The sequence below is a fragment of the Deinococcus marmoris genome (assembly GCF_001949125.1).
Taxonomy (GTDB): Bacteria; Deinococcota; Deinococci; order Deinococcales; family Deinococcaceae; genus Deinococcus; species Deinococcus marmoris_A.
Genome location: NZ_MSTI01000028.1, coordinates 68,907 through 94,713 on the forward strand (window position 1 = coordinate 68,907; position 25,807 = coordinate 94,713).

Annotated in this window: 23 protein-coding genes; 18 read left to right on the forward strand and 5 right to left on the reverse strand. The window is 64.6% G+C overall.

Annotated features, from left to right (window positions below; translation table 11 throughout):
• Positions 1 to 124 precede the first annotated feature (124 nt).
• From acpP to BOO71_RS04215, 4 genes are all read left to right on the forward strand, one after another.
• Entirely contained in the window at positions 125 to 355 is a 231-nt protein-coding gene (gene acpP / locus BOO71_RS04200; RefSeq protein ID WP_075830724.1) for an acyl carrier protein, read from the forward strand.
• 104 nt (positions 356 to 459) lie between these two features.
• Positions 460 to 1,704, forward strand: coding sequence for a beta-ketoacyl-ACP synthase II (gene fabF, locus BOO71_RS04205; RefSeq protein WP_075830725.1), 1,245 nt, complete (start codon positions 460 to 462; stop codon positions 1,702 to 1,704).
• 386 nt (positions 1,705 to 2,090) lie between these two features.
• On the forward strand, positions 2,091 to 4,217 hold the full coding sequence (gene ppk1 / locus BOO71_RS04210) for a polyphosphate kinase 1 (RefSeq protein WP_439823015.1): 2,127 nt from the start codon (positions 2,091 to 2,093) through the stop codon (positions 4,215 to 4,217).
• A gap of 159 nt (positions 4,218 to 4,376) precedes the next feature.
• Positions 4,377 to 5,021 (forward strand): phospholipase A2, encoded by a 645-nt coding sequence (locus tag BOO71_RS04215; RefSeq protein WP_075830726.1) that lies wholly within the window; start codon positions 4,377 to 4,379, stop codon positions 5,019 to 5,021.
• Positions 5,022 to 5,081: 60 nt separating this feature from the next.
• Here the strand turns inward: BOO71_RS04215 and BOO71_RS04220 are convergent, their stop codons facing one another.
• A complete protein-coding gene (locus BOO71_RS04220; protein ID WP_075830727.1) occupies positions 5,082 to 5,573 on the reverse strand; it encodes a hypothetical protein in 492 nt (163 codons plus the stop codon).
• 85 nt (positions 5,574 to 5,658) lie between these two features.
• On the opposite strand from BOO71_RS04220, the gene BOO71_RS04225 reads away from it, so the two are divergent.
• The 6 genes from BOO71_RS04225 to BOO71_RS04250 all read left to right on the forward strand — a co-directional run bounded on the left by BOO71_RS04225 (position 5,659) and on the right by BOO71_RS04250 (position 11,918).
• Positions 5,659 to 6,339, forward strand: a complete 681-nt coding sequence (locus tag BOO71_RS04225; protein WP_075830728.1) for a glycerophosphodiester phosphodiesterase — start codon at positions 5,659 to 5,661, stop codon at positions 6,337 to 6,339.
• A 154-nt stretch (positions 6,340 to 6,493) separates the two neighbouring features.
• Positions 6,494 to 7,792, forward strand: a complete 1,299-nt coding sequence (locus BOO71_RS04230; RefSeq protein ID WP_075830729.1) for an ABC transporter substrate-binding protein — start codon at positions 6,494 to 6,496, stop codon at positions 7,790 to 7,792.
• A gap of 180 nt (positions 7,793 to 7,972) precedes the next feature.
• A complete protein-coding gene (locus BOO71_RS04235; RefSeq protein WP_083652969.1) occupies positions 7,973 to 9,271 on the forward strand; it encodes an ABC transporter substrate-binding protein in 1,299 nt (432 codons plus the stop codon).
• 180 nt (positions 9,272 to 9,451) lie between these two features.
• Entirely contained in the window at positions 9,452 to 10,384 is a 933-nt protein-coding gene (locus BOO71_RS04240) for a carbohydrate ABC transporter permease (protein ID WP_075830730.1), read from the forward strand.
• Complete coding sequence (locus BOO71_RS04245) at positions 10,374 to 11,264, forward strand: carbohydrate ABC transporter permease (RefSeq protein ID WP_083652971.1); 891 nt, start codon at positions 10,374 to 10,376, stop codon at positions 11,262 to 11,264. Before BOO71_RS04240 ends, BOO71_RS04245 begins: the two co-directional genes overlap by 11 nt.
• A gap of 138 nt (positions 11,265 to 11,402) precedes the next feature.
• Positions 11,403 to 11,918 carry an RNA 2'-phosphotransferase gene (locus BOO71_RS04250; protein WP_075830731.1) on the forward strand — a complete coding sequence of 172 codons (516 nt, stop codon included), beginning with the start codon at positions 11,403 to 11,405 and terminating at the stop codon, positions 11,916 to 11,918.
• A 410-nt stretch (positions 11,919 to 12,328) separates the two neighbouring features.
• Here the strand turns inward: BOO71_RS04250 and BOO71_RS04255 are convergent, their stop codons facing one another.
• Complete coding sequence (locus BOO71_RS04255; RefSeq protein WP_075830732.1) at positions 12,329 to 13,846, reverse strand: carboxypeptidase M32; 1,518 nt, start codon at positions 13,844 to 13,846, stop codon at positions 12,329 to 12,331.
• Positions 13,847 to 13,970: 124 nt separating this feature from the next.
• Here BOO71_RS04255 and BOO71_RS04260 point away from each other — a divergent pair, with 124 nt between their 5' ends.
• From BOO71_RS04260 to BOO71_RS04285, 6 genes are all read left to right on the forward strand, one after another.
• A complete protein-coding gene (locus BOO71_RS04260; protein ID WP_075830733.1) occupies positions 13,971 to 15,803 on the forward strand; it encodes a S9 family peptidase in 1,833 nt (610 codons plus the stop codon).
• 155 nt (positions 15,804 to 15,958) lie between these two features.
• Positions 15,959 to 16,999: a rod shape-determining protein gene (locus BOO71_RS04265; RefSeq protein WP_029480650.1), complete on the forward strand. Its 1,041-nt coding sequence runs from the start codon at positions 15,959 to 15,961 to the stop codon at positions 16,997 to 16,999.
• Positions 17,000 to 17,122: 123 nt separating this feature from the next.
• On the forward strand, positions 17,123 to 17,551 hold the full coding sequence (fabZ, locus tag BOO71_RS04270; protein WP_075830734.1) for a 3-hydroxyacyl-ACP dehydratase FabZ: 429 nt from the start codon (positions 17,123 to 17,125) through the stop codon (positions 17,549 to 17,551).
• Between the two features lie 118 nt (positions 17,552 to 17,669).
• The gene (locus tag BOO71_RS04275) at positions 17,670 to 18,815 is read left to right on the forward strand and encodes an LptF/LptG family permease (protein WP_075830735.1); all 1,146 of its coding nucleotides are present in this window, start codon (positions 17,670 to 17,672) and stop codon (positions 18,813 to 18,815) included.
• Positions 18,816 to 18,826: 11 nt separating this feature from the next.
• The gene (locus BOO71_RS04280; protein WP_075830755.1) at positions 18,827 to 19,948 is read left to right on the forward strand and encodes an MGDG synthase family glycosyltransferase; all 1,122 of its coding nucleotides are present in this window, start codon (positions 18,827 to 18,829) and stop codon (positions 19,946 to 19,948) included.
• Positions 19,949 to 20,085: 137 nt separating this feature from the next.
• On the forward strand, positions 20,086 to 21,231 hold the full coding sequence (locus BOO71_RS04285; RefSeq protein WP_254843012.1) for a polysaccharide deacetylase family protein: 1,146 nt from the start codon (positions 20,086 to 20,088) through the stop codon (positions 21,229 to 21,231).
• Positions 21,232 to 21,360: 129 nt separating this feature from the next.
• Here the strand turns inward: BOO71_RS04285 and BOO71_RS04290 are convergent, their stop codons facing one another.
• Entirely contained in the window at positions 21,361 to 21,870 is a 510-nt protein-coding gene (locus BOO71_RS04290; protein WP_083652973.1) for a hypothetical protein, read from the reverse strand.
• Positions 21,871 to 22,072: 202 nt separating this feature from the next.
• On the opposite strand from BOO71_RS04290, the gene BOO71_RS04295 reads away from it, so the two are divergent.
• Positions 22,073 to 22,663, forward strand: a complete 591-nt coding sequence (locus tag BOO71_RS04295) for an HD domain-containing protein (RefSeq protein WP_075830758.1) — start codon at positions 22,073 to 22,075, stop codon at positions 22,661 to 22,663.
• Positions 22,664 to 22,714: 51 nt separating this feature from the next.
• Here the strand turns inward: BOO71_RS04295 and odhB are convergent, their stop codons facing one another.
• Positions 22,715 to 24,022 (reverse strand): 2-oxoglutarate dehydrogenase complex dihydrolipoyllysine-residue succinyltransferase, encoded by a 1,308-nt coding sequence (odhB, locus tag BOO71_RS04300; protein ID WP_075830736.1) that lies wholly within the window; start codon positions 24,020 to 24,022, stop codon positions 22,715 to 22,717.
• Positions 24,023 to 24,077: 55 nt separating this feature from the next.
• On the reverse strand, positions 24,078 to 24,515 hold the full coding sequence (locus BOO71_RS04305; RefSeq protein ID WP_075830737.1) for a DUF1801 domain-containing protein: 438 nt from the start codon (positions 24,513 to 24,515) through the stop codon (positions 24,078 to 24,080).
• Positions 24,516 to 24,668: 153 nt separating this feature from the next.
• On the opposite strand from BOO71_RS04305, the gene menC reads away from it, so the two are divergent.
• Complete coding sequence (menC, locus tag BOO71_RS04310; RefSeq protein WP_075830738.1) at positions 24,669 to 25,778, forward strand: o-succinylbenzoate synthase; 1,110 nt, start codon at positions 24,669 to 24,671, stop codon at positions 25,776 to 25,778.
• Positions 25,779 to 25,807 lie beyond the last annotated feature (29 nt).

The following is a 25,807-nucleotide window of genomic DNA, read 5'->3' on the forward strand; positions in this document are numbered from 1 at the left end:
GAGAGTCTAGCTGAGAGCTTTCTTCGTCCCTGTTTGCACCCCGTTCAGGAACGTAGCCTCCCACACCCTGCCCGTGTAGACTGGGCCAGATTTCAAGGACACTTCAAGACAGGAGGAAAAAACTATGGCGACTTTTGATGACGTGAAAGATGTGATTGTGGACAAGCTGGGTGTGGACGCGGACAAGATCAACCCCGAGGCCCGCTTCGTGGAGGATCTGGGTGCAGACAGCCTGGAAACCGTCGAGCTGATCATGGGCCTGGAAGACAAGTTCGGCGTGACCATCAGCGATGAGGATGCCGAGAACATCCGCACCGTGCAGGCCGCCGTCGATTACATCGAGAACAAGCAGTAAACGCGCCTGTCCCGGCGACGCATCGAGCGCAGCCAGGACAGTGAATGGGGGCGGGGCGCGGGTCATACCGTCGCCCCGTTTTCTGTTGGAAAGGGAGGGGATGTATGGGCGTTTCAGGATTGAGGCGGGTGGTGATCACGGGGCTGGGGCCGGTGACGCCCATCGGCATGGGGGCGGCGGCGTATGCCGAGGCGCAGCGGGCGGGCCGGAGTGGCATCGGCCCGATCACGCACTTCGACGCCACCGACACCGCCAGCAAGATCGCGGGTCAGGTCAAGGGCAGCCTGGATGAATTCATCGATCCACGCGAGGCCCGCAAGCTGGACCGCTACGTGCAACTGGCGCTGGTGGCCTCCGAACTCGCGGCGCGTGACAGCGGTCTGACCCCCGAGGAACTCAGTGGCGAGCGCGTCGGCACGGTGGTGGGCAGCGGTATCGGCGGGGTCAAGACCTTCGAGGATCAGGCCGGGGTGCTGCACGAGCGCGGGCCGGGGCGCATCAGCCCGATGTTCATTCCGATGATGATTGCGAACATGGCCACCGGACACGTCGCCATGAAGTTTGGTGCGACCGGGCCGAGCAGCACCGTGGTCACCGCCTGCGCCACGGGCACGGGTTCCATCGGTGACGCGGCGCGCTACATCCAGCTCGATCTGGCGGATGTGATGATCGCGGGCGGCACCGAGGCCGCCGTGACTGCCATCGCCGTGGGCGGATTCTCCAATATGAAGGCGCTGTCCACCCGCAACGACTCGCCGGAAACGGCCAGCCGTCCCTTCAGCGCCACCCGCGACGGCTTCGTGCTGGGCGAGGGCGCAGGCATCGTGATTCTGGAAGAGTACGAGAAGGCCAAGGCGCGTGGGGCCACCATCTACGCCGAAGTCGTCGGCTACGGCACCAGCGCGGACGCCCACCACATCACCATGCCTGCCCCCGAAGGACGTGGCGCGCAGGTGGCCATGCGGATGGCCCTGAACACGGCGGGGGTCAACCCTGAGCAGGTGGGTTACGTCAACGCGCACGGCACCAGCACGCACTTCAATGACCTGTACGAGACGCAGGGCATCAAGCATGTGTTTGGCGATCACGCGAAGAAGCTGGCGATCAGCTCCACCAAGTCCATGACCGGACACCTGCTGGGCGCGGCGGGGGCTATCGAGGCGATTGCCGTGGCGCAGGCGCTGAAAGACGGCATCCTGCCCCCCACCATCAATCTGACTGATCCCGATCCCGCACTGGACCTGGATTACATTCCCGAAGGCGCACGCGAAAAGCAGGTGGAGTACGTCCTGAGCAACTCGTTTGCTTTCGGCGGTCAGAACGCGACGTTGCTGTTCAAGCGGGTTTAATTGGGTCTGAAGGTCTGAAAGAAGGCGGTGCTGGGGTGGCCCTGCCCGCTTAACCCCTCCACCCCTCCGGGGCACCTCCCCTTAAAAGGGAGGCGAGAGTTGCGGAATTGCCCGGCCAGCCGCTTTTCTTGGCTCCCTTTTGAGGGGAGCTGGCTGCCAAGCAGACTGGCTGGCACAGCTCCGCAGGAGAGAGGTTCTCTTTTTGCCTTCCACCCAGCCGCCCCATTCCCCCACGAACAATCAAGCTGAATACCGGGTCACTCACGCAAATCGGTGCTTTAATGCCCTGATAGTCGCCTGATAGACCCGGTTTATCTTTTTCCGACTGACTCAAGTTCCAGCTCACTCTAGATTTCCCACCGTCCCGCTTAAAGGAGTTGTCCTCTGTGTCCCGCGCCAAAACGTCCGCCGTCCTGACTGAACCCGCCCCGGCCAGGGCCAAACGCCACCGCAAGAAGCCTGAGCCGGAAGGTCTGGGCGAAACGCGCACACACAGTACGGTGGCAAATACCGAGAGCCGCTACCTGAACCGTGAGCTGTCCTGGCTGGCCTTTAACGAGCGGGTGCTGGCCGAGGCGCGCGACGTTCGCAATCCGCCGCTGGAACGGCTGAAATACGCGGCCATCTGCGGCAGCAATCTCGACGAGTTCTTCATGGTGCGCGTGGCGGGCATTCACCGCCAGATCGCGGCGGGGGTCAACACGCCGGGTCTGGACGGCATCACGCCGCGCGAGACGCTGGCTCTGGTCCGCGAACGCACCCAGGGCATGCTGCGCGAGATCGAGAAGACGACGCGCAAGGTGCTGAAGCTGCTGATGGACGAGGGCCTCAAGCTGGTGCGCGTGGCCGATCTGGGCAAACGCGCCCGCGCCAGCCTGCGCGAACATTATCTGGCCGAAATTCAGCCGGTGCTGACGCCGCTGGTGGTGGACCCCAGCCACCCCTTTCCGTACCTGAGCAACCTCAGCCTGAATCTGGCGGTGCTGCTGCGCGGCAGTTCCGAGGGCGACACCGACTTTGCGCGCGTGAAGGTGCCCGTGGGCGTGCTGCCGCGCGTGGTGGTGATCGGCGACGCGCTGCTGATGCTGGAAGACGTGATCGCCGCGCATATCAGCGAGCTGTTCAAGGGTCGCGAGGTGCTGGCCGCCCATGTCTTCCGCGTGACCCGCAACACCGATTACGAGTTCGAGGAAGAGGAGGCCGAGGATCTGCTCGCCACCATCGAGGACGGGCTGCGCCGCCGCCGCTTCGGCGCTGCCGTGCGGCTGGAAGTGGTGCGCGAGACGCCCATCAAACTCGTGACCTTCCTTCAGGAGCGCCTCAGACTGGCCGCCGAGGACATCTTCCTGCTGGAAGGCCCGCTGGGCACCGCCGATCTGATGGGCCTGCCGACAGAGCGCCCGGATCTGGCCTTCGCGGCTTTCGCCCCCGCCGTGCCCGATCTGGACGGCGATGAGGAAAACGGCATCTTCGACACCCTGCGCGGCGGCGACGTGCTGCTGCACCACCCGTATGACGGCTTTGCCAACATCTTGAACTTCATTGAGGAGGCCAGCCGGGACCCGCAGGTGCTGGCGATCAAGCAGACGCTGTACCGCACCGGGGATGACCCCAGATTGCTGGCCGCGCTGCGAACCGCCGCCGAGAACGGCAAGCAGGTGGTGGCCCTGATCGAACTCAAGGCACGCTTCGACGAGCAGCGCAATATCAGTTGGGCGCGCAAGCTGGAACGGGCCGGGGCACATGTGGTGTACGGCATGGCGGGCCTCAAGACCCACGCCAAGGTGACGCTGGTGGTGCGCCGGGAGGAAGGCGGTCTGCGCCGCTACGTTCACATCGGCACCGGGAATTACAACCCCAAAACCGCGCGGCTGTACACCGATCTCAGCCTGCTGACCGCCGATCCCGAGATCGGTATGGACGTGGCCGAGCTGTTCAACCACCTGACCGGGTACGCCGAGGCCGAGTACACCCACCTGCTGGTGGCCCCCGACACCGCCCGCACCGGCCTGGAAGCCCTGCTGGAGCGTGAGGCCGACAACGCCCGTGCGGGCCATGACGCCTGGGCGCAGATCAAGGTCAATTCGCTGACCGATCCGGCCATGATCGAGGCGCTGTATGGGGCCGCAAGCGCGGGGGTCCGCATCGAGCTGATCATCCGGGGGGTGTGCTGCCTGCGCCCCGGCGTGCCCGGCCTGTCGGAGAGCGTGCGCGTCCGCAGCCTGCTGGGGCGCTATCTGGAACATGCCCGCGTCTACGCTTTTGGCAACGCTGGAAACGCCGAGGTCTACTTCGGCAGCGCCGACTGGATGAGCCGCAATCTGGACCGCCGTGTAGAGGTGATCGCCCCGGTGCTGAACGACGCCCACCGCGATCAATTCCTGGACATCCTGAAGACCGAATGGACCGATCAGCGCGGCTCGTGGGAGCTGTGCCTGGACGGCGAATACGAGAAGCTACCGGGCGATGAGAGCGCGCAGCAGATTTTCGCTTCGGCGCGGCATCCGGTTTAAGGGCGGGATTACCCCCATTCGGGCGGGGAGGGCACGAGTTGACCTCTTCCAAAAGGCGGCTGGAATGATTACCATACGGCCACTCAAAACCTGATTGAGCTTCAGGGGCGGCGGTCTGCGTCTGTCCCCGTTCTCGCCCCCTTTTCCCAGGAGTTGCCCATGCGTTCATTGCTGCTGCCCGCCGCCCTGCTGTCCCTGACCCTGATGGCCTGTGGTCAGACCACGCCCCAGACGGTTTCTGCCGCCCCCACCGCTGCCAACGCCTACGCGCAGCGCCCGGAGTTGCAGGACGCGGACAGTCAGGCGATTCTGGAGAAGTACGGCAACGATCCGGGCCTGCTGGAAGCCTTGCAGGAAGCGTATGGCGAGCGACCCACGGATTTGAGTTTGCCCGACGCACCCGCCATCACTGGCCTTGATCTGGCGAGTGACCGGCTGGCGTATATCAAGCGCACCGGCTGGGGCAGCGTGGGCAATTACAACAACCAGTACGCGGCCTATGCGGGAACGACTCGCCCGTATGCGGGCCTGGACTGGGGCCGCGACGGCTGTAGTGTCCCCACGGGTCTGGGCCTCAGCTACCGCGAGGATTTCCGGCCCGCCTGCAATGTCCATGACTTCGGTTACCGCAACCTCAAGGTCTACCAGCGCACCGACGCTAACCGCAAGACCACCGATCAGGCATTCCACACCAACATGAACGCCATCTGCGCCGCCAAGAGCTGGTACAAGCGTCCGGCGTGTTACAGCGCAGCCTTCGCGTATTACGAGGGAGTGCGGGTGGGGGGCGGAAGCAGCTTCTAGCGCCGGAAGCAGCGAGGGGAGGGCCGCCCACGGATCACTTCGCGGGCGGTCTTCTTCAGCTCAGTCCTGCTGCGGTACGAACGGCCACGCCACGTCTCCCGCCGGATCGCTGTCCTTGAGGCCGTCCCAGCCGTGTGGATAGACCTCGCGCGGGCTGAGGGAACTGCTCCGGCCATGTGCTGAGGCATAAACGGCAGTGGCGTCGTAAGCCTCCAGAATGCCGGGAAAGTCGAACTGCGCTTTGGTCAGGGTGGCATAGGCTTCATGGTGGGCCGGTTCCTCGCGCAGCGTCAGACCACCCGTGGGTGTCAGGGAACCGCTGTACGGCACGCAGACCTCCACCGGGCCGTCACTGTCGGCGTTGACCTGGCCGTGATAGACGACGAAGGGAATGCCCGCAGCGGTTGCGCCCTGCACCTGAATGTGGCGGTGAAGGTCAGCCATTCCCCCGCCGATGAAGTGGGGAAGGTCTTCCACGCGCAGGCGGCGGGAGAGGGTGGCCACCTGCTGGGCGGGTACGGAACGTTGCTGGACATTGAAGTGCTGGGTCATGGCGGCTCCTCCAGAGGTGGCCTCAGCATGGGGGTTGCCCCAGGGGTCAGGTCAAGCGGGCGGCCAAGCGGCTAGTCTGTGCGGCATGACGCCGCTGCTTTTAGGTCACCGGGGAACGCCACGACTGCACCAGGAAAACACCATGCGGGGCTTTCAGGCCGCGCTCGACGCTGGATTGGACGGCGTAGAAATGGACGTGCGGCGGCTCAGGGACGGCACGCTGGTCATCCACCACGACGAGCATCTCAAAGACGGGCGTGCCCTGCCGCAGATGGTGGCCGCCGATTTGCCCGACTACGTGCCGACGCTGGAAGAACTGCTGGAGTGGGCGGCAACAACAGGCGCGTACCTGAACGTGGAGATCAAATACGAGCGGGCGCTGCCGGATGACCGCGTGGCCCGCACGCTGGACGCCATTCGCGCGCACGGGCTGAGCAAGCGGGTGATCCTCAGCAGCTTCAATCCCCTGCTGCTGGCCGCCGCCCGCAGGCACGCGCCGGAGATCGAGCGCGGCTTTCTGTATCACCGCAGCTATAAGTTTGGCCCGCTGGACCTCGTGCCACTGGTGTTGCGTGGGCTGAAGGCCGCCGCCTCGCACCCGCACCACAGCATGATCGACGCGGCGCTGATGGCGCAGGCGCGGGCCGGGGGTTGGCGGGTCAACACCTGGACCGTCAACAATCCCGCCGAGGTCATCCGGTTGGAAGCCCTGGGCGTATCGACCCTGATCGGCGATCTGCCGGAGGTGCTGCTCGTCTCGCGCTGAGAGCAGATGAATGATCGGGCGGAGTAGCGTGATTGGCGGCAAATCTGCCCAGCACGATAGATTCATCTCTATCCCGTGCCACACATCATTTTCCAGGCACCGGCAATCGTCTGCGCTTGACAAGAACATGATGAGAAGGGCCTAATCTAGCGACATGAAAAAAATAATGTTGACGCTGGCCCTGCTGGGACCAGCCATTGCGCAAACCGCGCAGGCACAGACCACCGTGGAATTCTGGCACTCGTTCGGGGACGCCAAGCGCACCGGCTGGATTCAGGCCCGCGCCGATGAGTTCAACAAGGCCAACCCCGGCGTCAAGGTGGTCCCCACTTACAAGGGCAGCTACAACGACAGCCTTCAGGCCACCATTCTGGCCGCGCGTCAGGGCAAGCCACCCGCGCTGGTGCAGATTTTCGAGGTGGGCAGCCAGCTCGCCCTCGACAGCGGCGTGTTCCAGCCAGTCAGCGGCATCAAGAACGTGGATTTCAGCGATTACATCAAGCCCGTGATCAACTACTACACCGTCAACGGCAAGGTCAACAGCCTGCCCTTCAACTCCAGTAGCCCGGTGCTGTATTATAACAAGGACCTGATGAAGAAGGCGGGCCTGGACCCCAGCAAGCCGCCCACCACCTTCGACGGCCTGCTGTCTGCCTGCAAGAAGATCGAGGCCGCCAAGCTGGGCGTCACCTGCTTCGGCATGAGCCTGAACGGCTGGTTTGTCGAGCAGTGGATGGCCGAGCAGGGCGCGACGCTGCTGAACAACGACAACGGGCGCAAGGGCCGCGCCACCGCCACCAACCTGGACAGCCCCGCCGCCAAGAAGATCTTCAGCTTCTTCAAGACCCTCCAGGACAACAAGTACTACACCTACACCGGCAAACTGGAAGACTGGGACGGCAGCGACGCCATCTTCACCAACCAGAAGGTCGTCTTCCACATCACGTCCACCGCCGACATCGGCAACAACGGTGAGGCCGCCAAGAAGGCCGGATTCCAGATGGGGATCGGCGTGCTGCCCATCGTGTCGGGCACCAAGCGCAACGGCGTGGTCATCGGTGGGGCCAGCGTGTGGATTCCCAAGGGCATTCCCAAGCCGCAGGCGGAAGGTGCGCTGGACTTTGCGCTGTACATGACCAACACCAAGAACATGGCCGACTGGCACAAGCTGACCGGCTACTACCCGGTGCGCCAGAGCAGCATCGACCTGCTGCGCAAGCAGGGCTGGTTTACCCAGACGCCGCTGCAACTGGTGGCCTTTAACCAGCTCACCCAGACCATCCCCAGCCCCGCCACCGCTGGCGGCCTGAACGGCGCGGCCATCCAGACCCGCAAGATCATCGAGGAAGGCGTGCAGAAGGTTCTGAGCGGCAGCTCGGTGGACGCCGCCCTGAAGGAAGCCAAGACCCGCGCAGACGCCGCGCTGGCCGAGTACAACGCCAACTTCAAGTAAAGCCGGGCCACACCGCCCATCTGAACGCTGAACCCACGGTCTGCCCCCAATTCGGGGCGGGCGGTGGGTTCAGCTTTTTCTGAACAGGTCTTGGCTGCGTGCAAGGCGGGCCTTGAGCGAAGACACACACATTAGCCCCGCTTACAAGTCAGGTGAGCCTCAGCCTCTAACTTGTCCAGCATGCGAAAAATAACCCTTTTGCTGGCCCTGATGGGACCGGCTGCATTTCAGCTCGCGCAGGCCCAGACCACCGTGGAATTCTGGCATACCTTCGGTGATCCCAAGCGCGGCGGCTGGATTCAGGACCGCGCCGACGAATTCAACAAGGCCAACCCCGGAATTAAAGTCGTGCCTGCCTACAAGGGCAACGACAATGACCTGATCTCGGCCACCATCCTCTCGGCGCGGCAGGGCAATGCCCCGGCCATCTCGCAGATTTTCGAGGGCGGCTCGCAGCTCGCCCTCGACAGCGGCGTGTTCCAGCCAGTCAGCGGCATCAAGAACGTGGATTTCAGCGACTACATCAAGCCCGTCATCAACTTCTACACGATTGGCGGCAAGGTCAACAGTCTGCCGTTCAACTCGTCCTCGCCCGTCCTGTACTACAACAAGGACCTGATGAAGAAGGCGGGGCTGGACCCCAAGAAGCCGCCCACCACCTTTAACGGCCTGCTGGCGGATTGCAAGAAGATCGAGGCGGCCAAAATCGGCGCGACGTGCTTTGGCATGAGCGTGAACGGCTGGTTTGTGGAGAACTGGATGGCCGAGCAGGGCCAGACCTTCCTGAACAACGACAACGGGCGCAGCGGACGCGCCACCGCCACCAATCTGGACAGCAAGGCAGCCAGGAACATCTTCAGCTTCTTCAAGACCTTGCAGGACAACAAGTACTACAGCTACACCGGCAAGATCGAGGATTTCGACGGTTCGGACGCGATTTTCACCAACCAGAAGGTCGTCTTCCACATCACGTCCACCTCCAAGATCGGCAACAACAGCGATGGGGCCAAGCGCGCCGGGTTCGAGCTGGGCGTGGGCGTGCTGCCCATTCCCAACGGGACCAAGCGCAATGGTGTCGTTCTGGGCGGGGCCAGCCTGTGGATCGCCAAAGCCATTCCCAAGGCCAAGGCGGAAGGCGCACTGGACTTCGCGCTGTACATGACCAACACCAAAAATATGGCGTCCTGGCACAAACTGACCGGCTACTACCCGGTGCGCGAGAGCAGCATCAAACTGCTGCGCGGCGAGGGCTGGTTTACCAAGGCTCCGCTGCAACTGGTGGCCTTTAACCAGCAGACCAACACCGTGCCCAGCCCCGCCACGGCAGGCGCGCTGACCGGCGCTGGCCCGCAGACCCGCAAGATCGTGGAGGAAGCGTGGCAGAAGGTGCTGAACGGCACCTCCGTGGACGCCGCGCTGAAGGAGGCCAAGACACGGGCCGACGCCGCACTGGCCGAGTACAACGCCAACTTCAAATAAGTCTCTTACCTTTCCAGCCGCCCCGCCCGTTTCTGTGGCGTGGGCGGCCTTTTGGGGGTATAGGAAGAGGACCGCAGACAGCAGGGTGACATCTCCGCTCTAAAACAGTCTAAATTAGGTCCCTCACTCCCCGACACTGTTTTGACTGTGTTCTCACACGAACCCAAGGAGGTTCCGCCCTTGCTCAAGCCCGCATCCCCCCCCGCCAACACCGAGGCCAACGCGGTCTTCAAGGGAACGGCCATGCCCTGGCTGTTCCTGCTGCCCAGTCTGCTGATCCTGGCGGTCTTCATCTATCTGCCCGCGCTGCAAACGCTGCGGCTGGCCGCCTACAAGGCCAACCTGATTCTGGGCACCGAGCGTTTCGTGGGCCTCCAGAACGTCACCGAGCTGCTGCTGAGTCCGGCGTACCGGCAGGTGGCGCTGCAAACACTGATCTTCATGGTGCTGACCGTATCTCTGGGGCTGCTGTTCTCGCTGGGGCTGGCGTGGCTGGCCAGCCGCCCCGTTCGCGGGTCCAAGTACTACCGCCTGCTGCTGATCTACCCGTACGCGCTGAGTCCGGCCATTGCTGGAACGCTGTGGCTGTTCATGTTCAACCCGGAAATCGGGGTGGTCAACCAATTGCTGGGCAGTCTGTTTAATGTCAAGCCGCGCTGGCTGGACGATCCCATCCTGGCCTTCAGCCTGGTGGTGGTGGCGGCCATCTGGAAGGGACTGGCGTACAACATCGTGTTTTATCTGGCGAGCATCCAGAACCTGCCCGGCGACGTGATGCAGGCCGCCGAGATCGACGGCGCGACGCCCGCGCAGGTGTTCTGGCGGGTGGCCTTTCCGCTGCTGACGCCCATCACCTTCTTTCTGGTGTTCACTAACATCATTTCCGCGCTGTTCGACTCCTTCGCGCTGACCGATATCCTGACGCGCGGCGGGCCGTACTTCCACAACGCGGGGATCACCACGTTTCTGGTGTACCAGCTCTATCAGGACGGCTTCGTGAACTTCAAGAGCGGGGTGGCCGCCGCGCAGGCCGCGCTGATGCTGGTGCTGGTGGCGTTCATCACGTTCATGCAGTTTAAGGTTGGGGAAAAGAGGGTGCATTATGGCGGATAACACTGGGGCGGTTAAGACAGGCAGCATCGCGCCTCAGACGGGGAAAACAGGCAAGCGCGGGCCGGGCCGTCAGGGGCCGAGCTGGCCCACGCATCTGGCGCTGATCGTGGCGGTCCTGATCATCAGCACGCCGCTGATCTTCGCGCTGATCAAGTCCACGCAGGCGTCCAGTCAGGTGATCAGCCCCAATATGCTGCCGGGCACCTCCTTCGTGGATAACCTGAGCAGCATCTGGGTGGAGGCCAAGCTGGGGCGTTACATGCTCAACAGCACCATCGTGGCGATCAGCGTGACCACCGGGAAAACCATTCTGGCCCTGATGGCCGCGCTGGCCTTCGTGTACTTCCGCTTTCCCCTCAAGGGTGCGGCCTTCACGCTGGTCCTGCTGTCGCTGATGCTGCCCACCGAGGTGCTGATCATCGCGCTGTTCGATTTCGTCAGCCGCGATCTGAAATGGGCCAACACCTTTGCCGCCATCATCGTGCCGTTTCTGGCGAGTGCCACCGGGACGTTCCTGTTCCGGCAGCACTTCCTGAATATTCCCACCAGTCTGGCCGATGCCGCGCGCATCGACGGTTGCGGGCCGCTGCGCTACCTGACCCGCATCCTGATTCCGATGAGCTGGAACACGATTGGCGCGCTGGCCGTGATCCAGTTCGTGTACGCCTGGGACCAGTACATCTGGCCGCTGGTGATCGTGCAGCAGGACGACAAACAGGTGGTGCAGGTGGGTCTGCGCAAGCTGATTGAGGTGGGCGGGCAGACCGACTGGGGCGCGGTGATGGCCGGGGCGATTATCACCATGCTGCCGCCGCTGATCGTGTTCACGCTGTTGCAGGAGCAGTTCAGCCGGGGCTTTGCACTGAGCGAGGACAAGTAGGTGGCGGTAGAAGACGCCTCAACCAGCCCTCTCCCACCACGGAGAGGGTTTTTTGGATGGATGATGTCTGCCAACTGACGTACTGTGGCTGTCCATCTGGCAGATGCATCCGCGCCGCTTTAGCGAGAAATTAACGGCATGACCGAGAAACAACTTTCGCACCGCCTGTCCTATCTGCTCAGGCACGCGCCGCACGAGGCGGGCCTGACCCTGCAATCCGGCGGCTGGGTGCCGCTGGAGCCGCTGCTGGCGCATCTGCATGTGACGCGCGAGCAGGTGGAGCGGGTGGTGGCGGCTTCCGACAAACAACGCTTTGCAATGGACGGGGAGCGCATCCGGGCCAATCAGGGGCACAGCGTCCCCGTCGATCTGGAGCTGACGCCGCAGACGCCGCCCGCCGTGCTGTACCACGGCACATTTCCTGGGGCTTTGCCTGCCATTCGCCGCGAGGGCTTGCGGCCCATGAACCGGCACCACGTCCACCTCTCGCCTGACACGGAGAGGGCACGGAGAGTGGGGGCGCGGCGTGGGCCTGCCGTGATTCTGACCGTGCGGGCTGACCGGATGCACGCGGCGGGTTGGCTCTTTTACAAGTCGGAGAACGGCGTGTGGCTGGTGGATGCGGTGCCTGTGGAGTTTCTGTCGGAGATGTGACGGTGGGGGGAGGCTGGGTTGAGATGTTGTTCAGGCAGCCCCACCCCCAGCCCCCTACCCCAGAGGGGCAGTGGGAGCAGCGCTGCGCTAGGCAGCAGGATTGGGCATTCTGGGCGGGAGAGGGCGGCGGCATCCGGGTCTGATGCCCTGCTCCGTGACGCCGAATGTGGCCCGTGCGCTGCGCGCCCGACGGCCTTCGGAGGCTGTTTCGGTGGTGATTTCGCGCGCTGAATGAAACAACGCTCCTTGGCCTTTAGCCCCACCCCCCTTGCGGGGGAGGCTGGGTGGGGGGAAACGCAGACGCCCCCCCAGCGCCATCTGAGAAACGTGGCAACTTGCGGAAGCTAACGCAATACCGGAGAAGGGAAACTTGGCCGATCCGCTGGGCCAGGGCTAAAGGACCAACCCCTTCAGCACACCCCGTACAGCTCTCCATACTTGCCCCGCAGGTACTTCAGATATGGCTCCACGGTCATGGCCTGCCCGGTGGCCCGTTCCACAAGTTCGGCGGGTTTGTACAGTCCGCCCGGCGCGTAGACGTTTTCCTTGAGCCAGCCGTGCAGGCGGCTGAAATCGGCGCGGGCGATGTCGCCTTCCAGGCCCGGATTGGCATTCTCGGCGGCGGCGTAGAATTGCGCGCTCAAGACATTGCCCAGCGTGTAGCCCTGGAAGGCCCCGCCGATGCTGCCGAAATACCAGTGAACGTCCTGCAATGCGCCGTCCACATCGCTGGGGGCGCGCAGACCCAGGTTCTGCTCGTAGGCGGCGTGCCAGGCGTCGTTCAGGTCACGCACGGCCAGCCTACCGCCCAGAAGCTGACGCTCCAGCTCGTAGCGGGTAATCACATGCAGGTTGTAGGTCAGCTCATCGGCGTCGGTGCGGATGAGAGAACGGGCCACGGTGTTGACCGCTCGGTGCATCTCATCCTCGGAGACACCTGCCAACTGCTCGGGGAAGGCGTCGCAGAATTTGCCGAAATAGGCGGCCCAGAAGGCGCGACTTCTTCCCACCTGGTTTTCCCACAGCCGCGACTGACTCTCATGCACCCCGGAGCTGACGCCGCCGCCGATGGGCGTATCCAGATATTCCTCATTCACGCCCTGTTCGTACAGCGCATGTCCGGCCTCGTGCAGGGTGGAATACAGCGCCTCGGTGGGGTCATTTTCCTTGACGCGGGTGGTGATCCGCACGTCCTGGCCGCCCAGCCGGGTCATGAAAGGGTGGTGGGTCAGGTCCTGGCGGCCCCGCCCGAAGTCGTAGCCGTAATCGCGGATGACCGATTCGCCAAATTTGAGTTGCGTGGCGCTGTCGTAATGGCGGCCCATGAAATCGGTGCGCGGCTTCCCGGCCCTGATCACAGCGTCGGCCAGCGGCACCAGTGCCTCGCGCAACTGGCTGAATACGTCGCCCACCTGCTGCGCCGTCATGCCCTCGTCGGACTGATCGATGAAGTAGTCCATCGGATCGCTGAATTCGGGAAAGTAGCCCGCCGCCTGAAGGCTGAAATCGCGCGACTTTTCCAGATACGGCACCATGCGCGCAAAGTCGTTGGCGGGGCGTGCAGTGGTCCAGGCGCTGTAGCTGTCGCCGCCGTGCTGGCTCCAGGCGGCCACGAAGTCGGCGGGAAAGCGGGTGGCTTCCTCGAAATTCTTGCGGGCCAGTGCCACCATGCGCGTCTGCGCGGGCGAGAGGTCCGTGCGGCTCTGCGCCGTGTCCAGCAACTTTCCATACCCGGCATCGGTGGCGCGGGCGTGGGCCATGCGCGAGAGCAGCGACTGCTGACGCGAACGGCCCGCCGACGCCCCGGCGGGCAGATAGGTACTCTGGTCCCAGCCCAGCAGCGAACCGATGCCGCCCAGATCGCTGAGTTCCTGCCAGCGGGCCTTGAGGTCTGCCCACTGGGTATCGTTGGCTGAATTGGAAGTCATGGCGAGAGCGTAGCGCAGCGAGAAAGGGCCAACGCCGAAAAAGCCGTCAGACCGCAGGCTAGGCCGATTGGCTTAGCACGCAGTCTTCATGTTCCGCCTCTGTCCGTTGTGGAACACTCGTTTCATGTCCCAACGCATTTCCCTGGAAGCCCTGGCGGCCCTGCCCACTGTGGCGGCGCTGAACGTCTCTCGCGGCGGCGATCAGGTGGCCTTTTACGCCGACTGGACCGGGCGTTTCGAGCTGTACACGCTGAATCTGGAGACCCGCCAGCGCCGTCAGGTCACGGACGGACAGGCCCCCAAGGCCATCCGCGCGGGCTTCGTGTGGGCGGCGGACGATTCACGCATCTTCCTCAGCCGCGATCACAACGGGGATGAGCGGCAGGCGCTGTTTGGTCTGAATCTGGAGTCGGGCGAGGTCAGAGCTTTACAGCACGAAGCCCAGAGCATGGATTACGCCGTTGCTGCTCACCCGGACGGTCAGCGCCTGCTGGTCAACAGCACGCGCGGCGGGCAGATGAACGTGCATGTCTATGACCTGTCGAAAGAGGGCGAGGACGCCTGGACCGCGCTGACCGCATTGCTCAACTCCACCCAGGCCGCCGCCTGGAGTCCCGATGGTACGCGGCTGACGTTGACCACCAACGAGAGCGCAGATCTTCGCAACACGGACGGCTACGTGCTGAATGCCGATGGCTCCGGCCTGAAGCGCGTCCTGCGTGTCCGTGAGGGCAGCCAGGACAGCGTGGGCGAGTGGCACCCGGACGGAAAGCGCGTGACCGCCAGCAGCGATGCGGACGGAAACAGGCGAGTGGGGCTGCTCACTGTTGACTCGGGCGAGGTGCAGTGGCTCACTCCTGCCGCTGAGCGTATCGAGGAGTCTCCCGGCAGCTTCTCGCCGGACGGGCGCTGGCTGAGCGTGATCCGCAACGTGGACAGCACCCTGACCCCCGTGCTGTACGACACGGCGACGGGCGAGGCGCGTGAGCTGAAGCTGCCACCGGGTCTGGCCGTGGGGACCGAATTCGCGCGCGGCGGCAGCCACCTGCTGTTCAGTTACGTGACCGCCACCACCCGCCCACAGGTCTTGCTCTACAACCTCGCGGACGACACCACCGAAGTGCTGCTGGACGCCGACTACGGCGACGTGGACCCCACCGACTTCGTACCGGGCGAGTATGTTCACTACCCCACGGCGGACGGGCTGCAAGTGCCCGCCATCCTCTACAAACCGCGTGAGCTGGAGGAAGGCAAAACCTATCCCGCCCTGATCCACGCGCACGGCGGCCCCACGGCGCAGTTCTTCCGGGGCTTCGACGCGCAGGCGCAGTTTCTGGCAGACCGGGGCTATCTGGTGCTGTGTCCCAACGTGCGCGGCAGCACTGGCTACGGCGTGACGTGGCGCGACGCCAACCTGCTGGACTGGGGCGGGCGCGATCTGGCCGACATCACGGCTGGGGCGGAATACCTGGAGTCCCTGCCAGAGGTGGATGGCGCGCGCCTGGGCATCTTCGGCGGCAGTTACGGCGGGTATATGAGTTACATGGCGGTGGTCAAGCAGCCCGATCTGTTCAAGGTGGGCGTGCCCATCGTGGGCATCACGGACCTGCATCAGTTGTACGAGGACAACAGCCGCGTGATGCCGCAACTGGGCTACTACTTCCGCACCATGATGGGCGATCCGGTGGAAAACGCCGACCTGTGGCGGGACCGTAGCGCCATCACGCACGCCGCCGATCTGAAGGCGCACCTGTTCATGATGCACGGCACCAACGATCCCCGTTGCCCGATCAATCAGGCCCGTGGCTTCCGCGACGCGCTGCTGGCGAACGGGCGCGAGGAAGACCGGGACTTTGAATATGTCGAATTTGGTGACGAGGGCCACGGCGCGGGCGACATCGCCGGAAAGACCCGCAGCTACCGCCTGATGGCCGATTATCTGGAACGGCGGCTGTAGCAAAGCGGAGCAGCCCTGGTCACCAGAACCCTGTCCAGCCCTCTGCAAAATCGCTCATCCAACCCTGCCGGGAAGCGCCTGTAGCGCGTGATACGATCAGTGCGTTTTGACTAGGGGAGACCCCGGGAGGACGGAGTGAAGTGGAGGGGCATGGCGTGAGGCTGTCAGAAGATATTGGAATCGATCTGGGAACGGCGACGTTTCTGATCTACACGAAAAGCCGGGGACTGGTGTTGCAGGAACCCAGCGTGATCGCCATGACCCGCGACAGCAAGCAGGTGCGCGCGGTGGGCGAGGAAGCGTACCGCATGATCGGGCGCACCCCCGGCGGCATCGTGGCGGTGCGGCCCATCAAGGACGGCGTGATTGCCGACGAGGGCCTGACCGAGAAGATGATCACCATGTTCCTGGCCAAAGTGCAGGGCAACGCCGGGCGGCTGTTCGGCTTTAAGCCGCAGATGATGGTGGGCGTGCCCAGCAGTGTCAGCGACGTGGAGCGCCGGGCGGTGCTGCGGGCGGCCCTGAACGCCAACGCCAAACGCGCCTTTCTGATCGAGGAACCGCTGGCGGCGGCCATCGGCGCGGGTCTCAAGGTCACCGAGCCGCTGGGCAGCATGGTGGTGGACATCGGCGGGGGCAGCAGCGACGTGGCTGTGATCTCGCTGGGCGGCATCGTGGTCAGCGAGTCCATGCGCGTGGCGGGCAACGAGTTCGACGAGAGCATCATCCGCTACGTGCGCCGCAAGGAAAACGTATTGATCGGCGAGCGCACCGCCGAGGAGATCAAGGTCAAGGTGGGGGCGGCCATGCTGCTCAACGACTCCGAGAATCTGGTGGCCGAGGTGCGCGGGCGGGATCTGATCAACGGTCTGCCCCGCACCATCAGCCTGGACAGCCGCGACGTGGTGGAGGCTCTGGCCGAACCCGTAACCCGCATCGTGGAGGGCGTCAAGCGCGTGCTGGAAATCACCCCGCCCGAACTGGTCAGCGACATCATCGACCGGGGCATCGTGATGACCGGCGGCGGCAGCCTGCTAAGAAATTTCGACGAACTGCTGCGCCAGACCACTGGCATCCCTGTCTCCGTGGCCGAGAACGCCGTGGAGGCCGTGGCCGTCGGCACCGGCATGGCGCTGGACATGCTTTCCGTGCTGGGCGACAGTCTGGTCTCCAGCGACTATTACCTGCGCCGCTGAATAGGGTTGTGGGCTGTGGGTTGTAGGGTGTGGGAAAAGACAAATACCCGGCTTACGGTGCGTGCCAGGCGGTCTTTTTCCATCATCCATCACCCGTCCCCCATCACCCTCAAGGAGTTCCCCATGCAACCCATACTGATTCAGGAGGTCATGAAGACCCTCCCGCACCGCTTTCCCTTTCTGCTGGTGGACCGCGTGCTGAGCGTTGAAAACGGTGAGGTCCACGCCATCAAAAATGTGAGCGTGAACGAGCCGTTCTTCACCGGTCACTTCCCCACCGAACCCGTGATGCCCGGTGTGCTGATTACTGAAGCGCTGGCCCAGGCCAGTTTCTTCTGCATGCATGAGGCGCTGGAACCCGGCACCATCGGCTATCTGGCGGGCATCGACGGCGCACGATTCAAGCGCAAGGTCATTCCCGGCGATACCATGCACCTGTACGCCAAGCTGGAATTCATGCGCCGGGGCCTGGGCAAGACCACCTGCCGCGCGGAAGTGGACGGGCAGGTGGCGGCGCAGGCCACGATCCTGTTCGCGGTGGGCAAGGGGTGAGGATGGCTGTGGGCTGTGGGGTGTGGGATGTGGGAAAAGCGCAGCCTGGGCTGGCTGCCCCCGCAAAAGCTCCTGCAACCCACACCCTGCAATCCATAGCCCGCGCCGCAGGCGAGCAATGACCCGCCTGACCCGCGCCGTGACCGCCGAGCTGATTCCGCCGCTGCTGGCGGGCACGCTGCTGTTCACGGCGGTCCTCAGCTTCGGCTACTTCTTCATCTCCAGCCAGTGGCTGACGGGCGTTCCAGTCGCGCTGATCGGGCGCTGGATCGCCCTTCAGATGCCGGACACGCTGGTCAAGGTCTTTCCGATGGCCGTGGTCCTCATGACCGTGGTGGCCTTCGGGCGCATGAGTACCGAGCGCGAGCTGGTGGCGGTGCAGTCGGGGGGCATCAGCCTGGGGCGGGTGGCGCGGCCTGCCTGGGTGGTGGCCGCACTGGTCACGGCGCTGGCGGTCTGGCTGAGCCTGTGGGTGGCCCCGCGCGCCAACGTGGAGTCGCGCGGGCTGTACTGGGACGCCCTGACGGGGGCGGGACTGTCGCAACTGGTGGGCAAGACGGTGGACCTGGGCGCGGGTCTGACATTGGCGATGGCCGGGTACGACGCGCCCTCCCGTGAGTTGCGCGGCGTGCGGGTGGAAAAGTGGCTGCCGGATGGGCAAAGGCGCGCCACCCTGATCTTTGCCGATGCGGGGACCTTCGAGAACAACGTGATCTCGCTACGCGGTTACAGCGTCTACACCGTGGATTATGCGGCGGCGGCGCAACTCTCCGCTGTGCCGGAAAATGATCCGCTGGCCTTCCGCGCGGCGGTGCAGAACGTGTTTCCCAGCGTGGTGATCCCCGAGAAGGCCAGCGACACGCTGAACGTGGATACCGGGCTGTCGCGCAAGCAGACCCTGGCCACCTACGCCGACGCCATCGGGGCGGACGCGCAGGGCTGGCCGGAACTGATCACTTCATTGACCGCTCCTGGTGTGAAACCCGCCGAACGGCAGGCGGCGCGGCTGAACCTGAATCGCAAGCTGGCGCTGCCCTTTGGGAATCTGGTGCTGGCGCTGGCCGCCCTGCCCTTTGCCCTGCGCTTCGGGCGCACGCTGGGCGTCAGCCTGGGGATCGCGCTGCTGATCGCGGTGGCCTATTACCTGCTGTTCTTCGTCGGCCTGACGGTGGCGGCGGCCATGCCTGCCTTTCCAGAACTGGGCGCGTGGCTGGCGAATATCGTCTTCGCCGGGGCCGGGCTGTGGCTGCTGAGGCGAGCGTGACCGACAAGAACATGACAGATAGGGCAGAGCTGCGGGCGTTGATTCTGTCGGCCTCCTTCGGCAGCGGGCACCATCAGGCCAACGACGCGCTGGATCAGGCGCTGCGGGCGTCAGGCGTGAACCTGAACGCCCGCCACGCCGACTTTCTGGCCTACCTGAATCCCTTCGAGCGGGCCGTGACTGCCGGAACCTATGACCTGTGGCTGCGATACGCCCCCGCCATGTACAAGGCGTTCTACGACTGGACCGACTCCGAGACCGAGCCGAAGGCGTTGACCGGAACCTTCGGCTGGCTGGGCCTGCGCGGCATGACCCGCGACGTGCGGGAGATGGTTCCCGAAGTCGTCGTCGGCTCGTATCCCACCACCGTCGCGCTGTCCAACACCGCCCGCAAGCGGCTGGGCGTGGATTTCCTGAACGCGCTGATCGTCACCGATTACCGCGTTCATCACCACTGGGCGCGGCCCGAGGCCGAATTGCTGCTGGTGGCCACCGAGGAAGCCCGCGAGCAGATGGCCCGCTGGAAGATTCCGGCAGGCAGCGTGGAGGTCACGGGCATTCCCATCGGCCCGGCCTACCGCGCGCTGATCGGGGCCGACAAGACAGCGTTGCGCCTGAAACACGGTCTGGACCCGGCCCTGCCCCTGATTCTGATCTCAGGCGGCGGCACGGGCACTTACCGCGCGCTGAAGCCCGTCCTGAACGAACTCTCGGCGCTGGGGCGGCGTGTGCAGGTGCTGGTGCTGGCCGGGGCCAGGGGCCGGGGCGTGCAGCGGGTGGGCGGGGCGACGGTGCATCAACTGGGCCACACCGACGATTTTCCTGAACTGCTGGCCGCCTCCGATCTGGTGGTGGGCAAGGCGGGCGGCCTGACCGTGGCCGAGTCCACCACGCTGGGCATCCCGCAGGTCATTTACGAGCCGATTCCTGGTCAGGAGGAACACAACGCCGACTATCTGGAACGCCACGGCGCGGCCCTGTGGGCGCGGAAACTGAACGAACTGCGCCCCGCCGTCCTGCGCGCCCTGGACGAGAGCGAGAATGCCCGCATGGGTCACTGCGCCCGCATGATCAGCGTGCCGGACGCGGCGGATAAGGTGGCGGCGGCGCTGCTGAAGCGGCTGGGGCGGTGAGGAGGCCTGGAAGTTCAAGGGTCAGAGGCTCTGAGTCTGATGGCTCTTTTTCCATCAACCGTCAACCGTCAACCATCAACCGTCTGCTCCTTCCCCTCGCCGCCCTGACTGCCTACCTGATCCTTCCCGCCCTGGCCGTGCAATTCGCCAACATCGGCCTGCTACGAGAGGGCAGCCGCAGAAAGCGTGAGCTGGCGCTGACCTTCGATGACGGGCCGGACCCGCTGACCACGCCCGCCGTGCTGGACGCCTTGCGAGATGTTGGGGCGCGGGCCACCTTCTTCGTCGTTGCGGGCCGGGCCGAGGCGCATCCGCAGTTGATCGCCCGCATGCTGGCCGAGGGACATGAGGTGGCTACCCACGCCGAGAGACACGTCCACGCCTGGATTCGCACGCCCTGGGGTGGATTTCTGGATGTGGTGCGGGCGGTGCGGCGGGTGGCGAAAGTAACGGGGCAGCCGGTCAGATACCACCGTCCACCCCACGGCGCGTACACCCTGGCAACCGTGCTGGGCCAGCGGGCGGCAGGCGTGCGCGGCGTCCACTGGAGCGTGGAGGGTCAGGACTGGCGCGCGAGCCTGACGCCGCAAGGGCTGCGAGATCGGCTGCTCCTGCGTGCTGGCCCCGGCTCCATCGTCGTCCTGCACGACGCCGGGCCGGGAGCGGTGAACACGGTGCCGATGCTGCCGGGGCTGTTGCGGGAATGGAAGGCGCGTGGCTATACCTTCAAAACCGTCTCCGAGTTGGAGGGGGGGACACCCGTCGATTCGGCAGCACTGCGGCGGCGGGCCTTCATCGCTGTGGACGGCGTGTTTGATCGGCTGGGCCGCATCCAGCCGACGGCGGGCCGGGCCGACAACCTCTTCCGCACGGGCGCTTCGGCCTTTCCGCTGACAGGCGTCAGGCTGGCCGACGGCACCCCGGTTCCGAAGGGTGCGCCATGTGCCGAGTTCCATGTCAACAATCCGCTGATGGTGGACCTGGGGATCAACCGCCCCGCCATCCGGCAGGCGCAGCGGGATTACCGGCTGGTGGCCGACGACTTGTTGCACCGCCCGGACCTGCGGGGCGCGCAGTACGTCTTCTGCCTGAGTGCGGTCTCCCCGTTGATGGCCGTCATGGGCTTCGAGACCTACGATCTGCCCCCCGCCGATGCCCGTCGCCTGCAATTCTGGGCGCATGTGATGCGCTGGGGCTACACGGGCGCACCCAGAGTGGCCGAGCCGAGGCTGAGCATCCTGAGCCGGGCAGCCTTCCTGGCGCAATACGGGGACCGTGGATAGTGCGGGGCACGCGGTTTTCTGGCGGTTGATCGTCCTCTCTGCCCAGGCCAAAGCTGTGGCTGCACTGATCTCTCTCGTTCCGTATGCCCCAGAATGCCCACAACATCGGTTCCCGAAGCCAGATCGCGGTTAACCCGGCGTCGCGGCCAGAGCCACATGCTCACGCCACAGAGACAGGGCGCTGACCGCCAGGATCACAGCCAGCGGGAGCGGCACGTCGCCCAGGTCCATCCGCAAATCCGTGCCGCTCGAATAGCCGCCAAAGCGCCCGCGCACCTCGCCCGCATAGTGGCGCAGATTGAGGTCCAGGCCATCGGTAAAGCGCCCGTAGCGGCCCACTGCCCCGTCCTCTGTAAATTCCAGTCGGGCGTCTATGCCGTCCACGCCGCCCAGATGCAGGTGCAGTTCCCCCGCCAGAACCTCGGCGCGCAGGTCAAAGCCGCGTGTGAAGCTGCCCACCCGGCCCTCCAGTCCATCGGCAGCCAATGAAACTACGATGTCCTGCCCCGCCGTGAAGCTGCCGACGCGTCCGCTCAGGCGCTGACCGTCCCAGGTGGCGTGCAAGTCCAGGCCCCCCGCGATGTTGCCCAGGCGTCCGCGCAGCGTTGTCTGTGGGGCTGTGTCCGGCATGACCGTCATGGCTGGATGTTAAACCGGGCGGTCTCTCAAAAGCCTGACGGCTGATACGGATTCCGTCTGTTTCGCGCAGGAATCGGGACAGCGCCGATTCATTCACTCCACGCCCGGAACCCGTTTTTCTCGTACTCGCTTCGCTCAGATTTCCAGGTGTTTCCAACCCCCTCCAATCGGAGGCCGTCTGACGGCAGGTATGCTTCCCGGCATGTCTCGATTAGACGCGCAGGTGGAGTTCCTGCTGACCTGTGACCGTCTCAAGGCCGTGACGCGCACCACCCTGCTGCACAGCGGCGAGCGGGCCGAGAACAGCGCCGAGCATTCCTGGCATCTGGCGCTGATGGCCCTGACGCTGGGGGAATACGCGCCGCCCGGCACGAATCTGAACCGGGTGATGGAACTGCTGGTTGTGCATGATCTGGTAGAGGTCTACGCCGGAGACGTGCATTTCGATCAGTCTGAAGCCAGCAAGGAGCAGCAGACCCAGCGCGAGGCCGAGGCGGCGGCGCGGCTGTTTGGTCAGCTTCCGCCGGACCAGCGCGAGATGTTCGGGGCTGCGTGGCAGGAGTTCGAGGCCCGGCAGAGTCCCGAAGCCCGCTTCGCGCGTGCCCTGGACGCCTTGCAGCCGATGTTGCTGACCTGGGGGCCGGGCGGAATCGGCTCGGCGGCACACCCCGAATTGACCCTGGGGCGTTTGCTGGCGCTCAAGCATCCGGCACTGAAGGATTTTCCAGAGCTGTGGGAGCTGGCCCAGCAGACGGCAGCGCGGGCGGTGAAGGCGGGCATCATGCCTGAATAGATACGAAAGGGCGGCCTCCAGTGTTTGGAAGCCGCCTCAGACTGGCTGTGTTTACAGCTCCAGCAACATGCGTGCCGGGTCTTCCAGCAGGTTCTTGATCATCACCAGAAACTGCACGGCTTCCTTGCCGTCGATGATGCGGTGATCGTAGGACAGCGCCAGATACATCATCGGCGCGATGACCACCTGACCGTTTTGCGCGATGGGCCGCTCGATGATGTTGTGCATGCCCAGAATGGCGCTCTGCGGGGCGTTGATGATCGGCGTACTCATCATGCTGCCGAAGGTGCCGCCGTTGGTGATCGAGAAGGTGCCGCCACTCATGTCTTCCATGGTCAGCTTGCCGTTGCGGGCCTTGGCCGCGTAGCCCGCGATTTCTTTCTCAATCGTCGCCAGCCCCATGCCGTCGGTGTCGCGCAGAATCGGGACCACCAGACCGCGCTCGCTGGCCACGGCAATGCCGATGTCGTAGAAGCCGTGGTAGATGATGTCCTTGCCGTCGATGCTGGCGTTGACCAGCGGGAAGGCTTTGAGGGCCTCGGTGGCGGCGCGCACGAACAGGCTCATGAAGCCCAGCTTGACGCCGTGCTTGGCGACAAACTGATCCTGATACTTCTTGCGCAGGTCCATGCTGGGCTGCATGTTGACCTCGTTGAAGGTGGTCAGCAGCGCGGCGCTGTTCTGCACTTCCTTCAGGCGCTCGGCAATGCGGGCGCGAATACGGGTCATCGGAACGCGCTGCTCGGTGCGCGGGCCGCTGGGAATGATGGCCGAGGGTGCAGGCTGAGCGGGCTTTGCCGACGCTGGGGCTGCCGCCTTCTGCGGTCCCTGATCGGTGCTTCCGCCCTGTGCCGAGACAACCTGGGCTGCCCCCACCGCGTCCTGCTTGGTGATGTTGCCGCGCGGACCCGTCGCCGGAATCTGGCTCACGTCCAGATTATTCTCGGCCACGACTTTGCGGACGGCGGGGGAAAGGTCTTCACGCCGCTCTGCCCCCTGTGCCGCAGGCTGGGTGCCCGTGCTGTCGGGCTGGACGGCGGTGCCGCCCGCGCTCTTCTCATCGGCAATGGGGCCGCTGGTTTCCTCTTCAGTGGCCTTTGCTGCTGGGGCGGCAGGCGCGCTGCCCGCGTCACCCATTACGCCCAGCACTTCCTCGCTCAGAACCGTATCGCCCTCGTTCTTGGCGACGCTTTGCAGGACGCCGTCGGCCTGCGCCGTGACCTCCAGCACCACCTTGTCGGTCTCGATCTCGGCCAGCACGTCACCGCGCTTGACTGCCTCGCCGGGTTGCTTATGCCAGGTCAGCAGCGTGCCCTCGCTGACCGATTCGGAAAAAACTGGAACTTTAATGTCCGCCATAGTGTCTGTAGTTATAGCGCCCAGGGGTTGTGACTGGGGTGGGAACGGCGGGAGTTCAGGTTTTCGCTTTCTTCGGAGACTTGGCCTTTTTCACGCCGTTCAGGGCCACGGCCTGCTGAATCAGCGCTTTAAAAGCGTCCCCATCCACCTCTTCCCCCTCGTGAATATCGATGGCGCGGCGCGTGTTGCCCTCCAGGCTGGCGTTGAAGATCCGGGCCGGATCGTCCAGCGACGCACCTTTGGCGAAGGTCAGTTTGACGGCCCCCTTGTACGTCTCGCCCGTGCAGATGACGCCGTCATGCTCCCAGACGGGCGTGCCGTCCCACTTCCACGTCTCGGTCACGTCCGGGTCGGCCTCCAGAATCAGCCCGCGCATCCGGCCCAGGATTTCGCCGCGCCAGTCCCCGAGGCTGGCAATCTTCTCCGAGATGAGTTCCGATGCCGACTGGTCCGCGCCTATGTTCTGGTCCGCCCTCACGTCTGACTGGCTCATGTTTCCCCTTCACAGGCTGCGAATGTGCAGGATGGAGTGCGGTCAAGGCCCCGCCAAACTGAGGCGGGAATTCATTCCATTGCCCTGCCTTCCTGGCCCCGCGTTCACCTGTTTTCCAGCCCATTCTAGTTCGCAGCCCCCATACTGTGTGCCATGCTGCGAATAGAAGCCGCCGAAATCATGATCGTCCGCCTGCCGCTGAAATTCCGGTTCGAGACCAGTTTCGGCGTGCAGACCGCCCGCACGGTGCCGCTGCTGGTGCTTCACGGCGACGGTGTACAGGGCGTCTCCGAGGGCACGATGGAAGTGGCCCCGATGTACCGCGAGGAAACCCTGGCCGGGGCGCTGGATCTGGTGCGGAATATCTTTCTGCCGCGCATCCTGGGCAAAACGTTTGCTAACCCGGAGGAGCTGAACGACGCGCTGGGCGCGTTCCGGGGCAACAAGATGGCCCGCGCGATGGTAGAGATGGCGGCCTGGGATTTATGGGCGCGGATGCTGAATGTGCCGCTGGGCACGCTGCTGGGCGGGCGCAAAACCCAGGTGGAGGTAGGTGTCAGCCTGGGCATTCAGGCCGATGAGGCTGCCACCGTGGACGCCGTGCGCCGCCATGTCGAGCAGGGCTACCGCCGCATTAAACTCAAGATCAAGCCCGGCTGGGACGAGGCCCCGGTGCGCGCCACCCGCGAGGCGTTCCCCGACATCCGCCTGACGGTGGATGCCAACAGCGCCTACACGCTGGCCGATTCGGTGCGGCTGCGGGCGCTGGACCAGTACAAGATGACCTATATCGAACAGCCGCTGGCCTGGGACGATCTGATTGATCACGCCACGCTGCAAACCCGCCTCCAGACGCCGCTGTGCCTGGACGAGAGCATCGCCAGCGCGGCGGATGCCCGCAAAGCGTTGGCCATCGGCGCAGGCGGCGTCATCAACCTGAAAGTGGCCCGTGTGGGCGGTCTGGCGGAAGCCCGCCGCGTGCATGACGTGGCGCAGGCGTTCGGTGCCCCCGTGTGGTGCGGAGGCATGCTGGAGGGCGGCGTGGGCCGGGCGCACAACATCCACCTGTCTACCCTGCCCAATTTCACGCTGCCGGGGGATACCTCCAGCGCCAGCCGCTACTGGGAGACCGACATCATCAACGAACCGCTGGAAGCCGTGGACGGCCTGATGCCTGTGCCGGAAGGTCCCGGAATTGGCGTGACCCTAAACCGCGATTTCATCGAGAGCGTGGCCGAGCTGACGGAGGAACACCGCCCTTGAGCGCTGCCTCCGGCCCCGTTCCAGAAGCC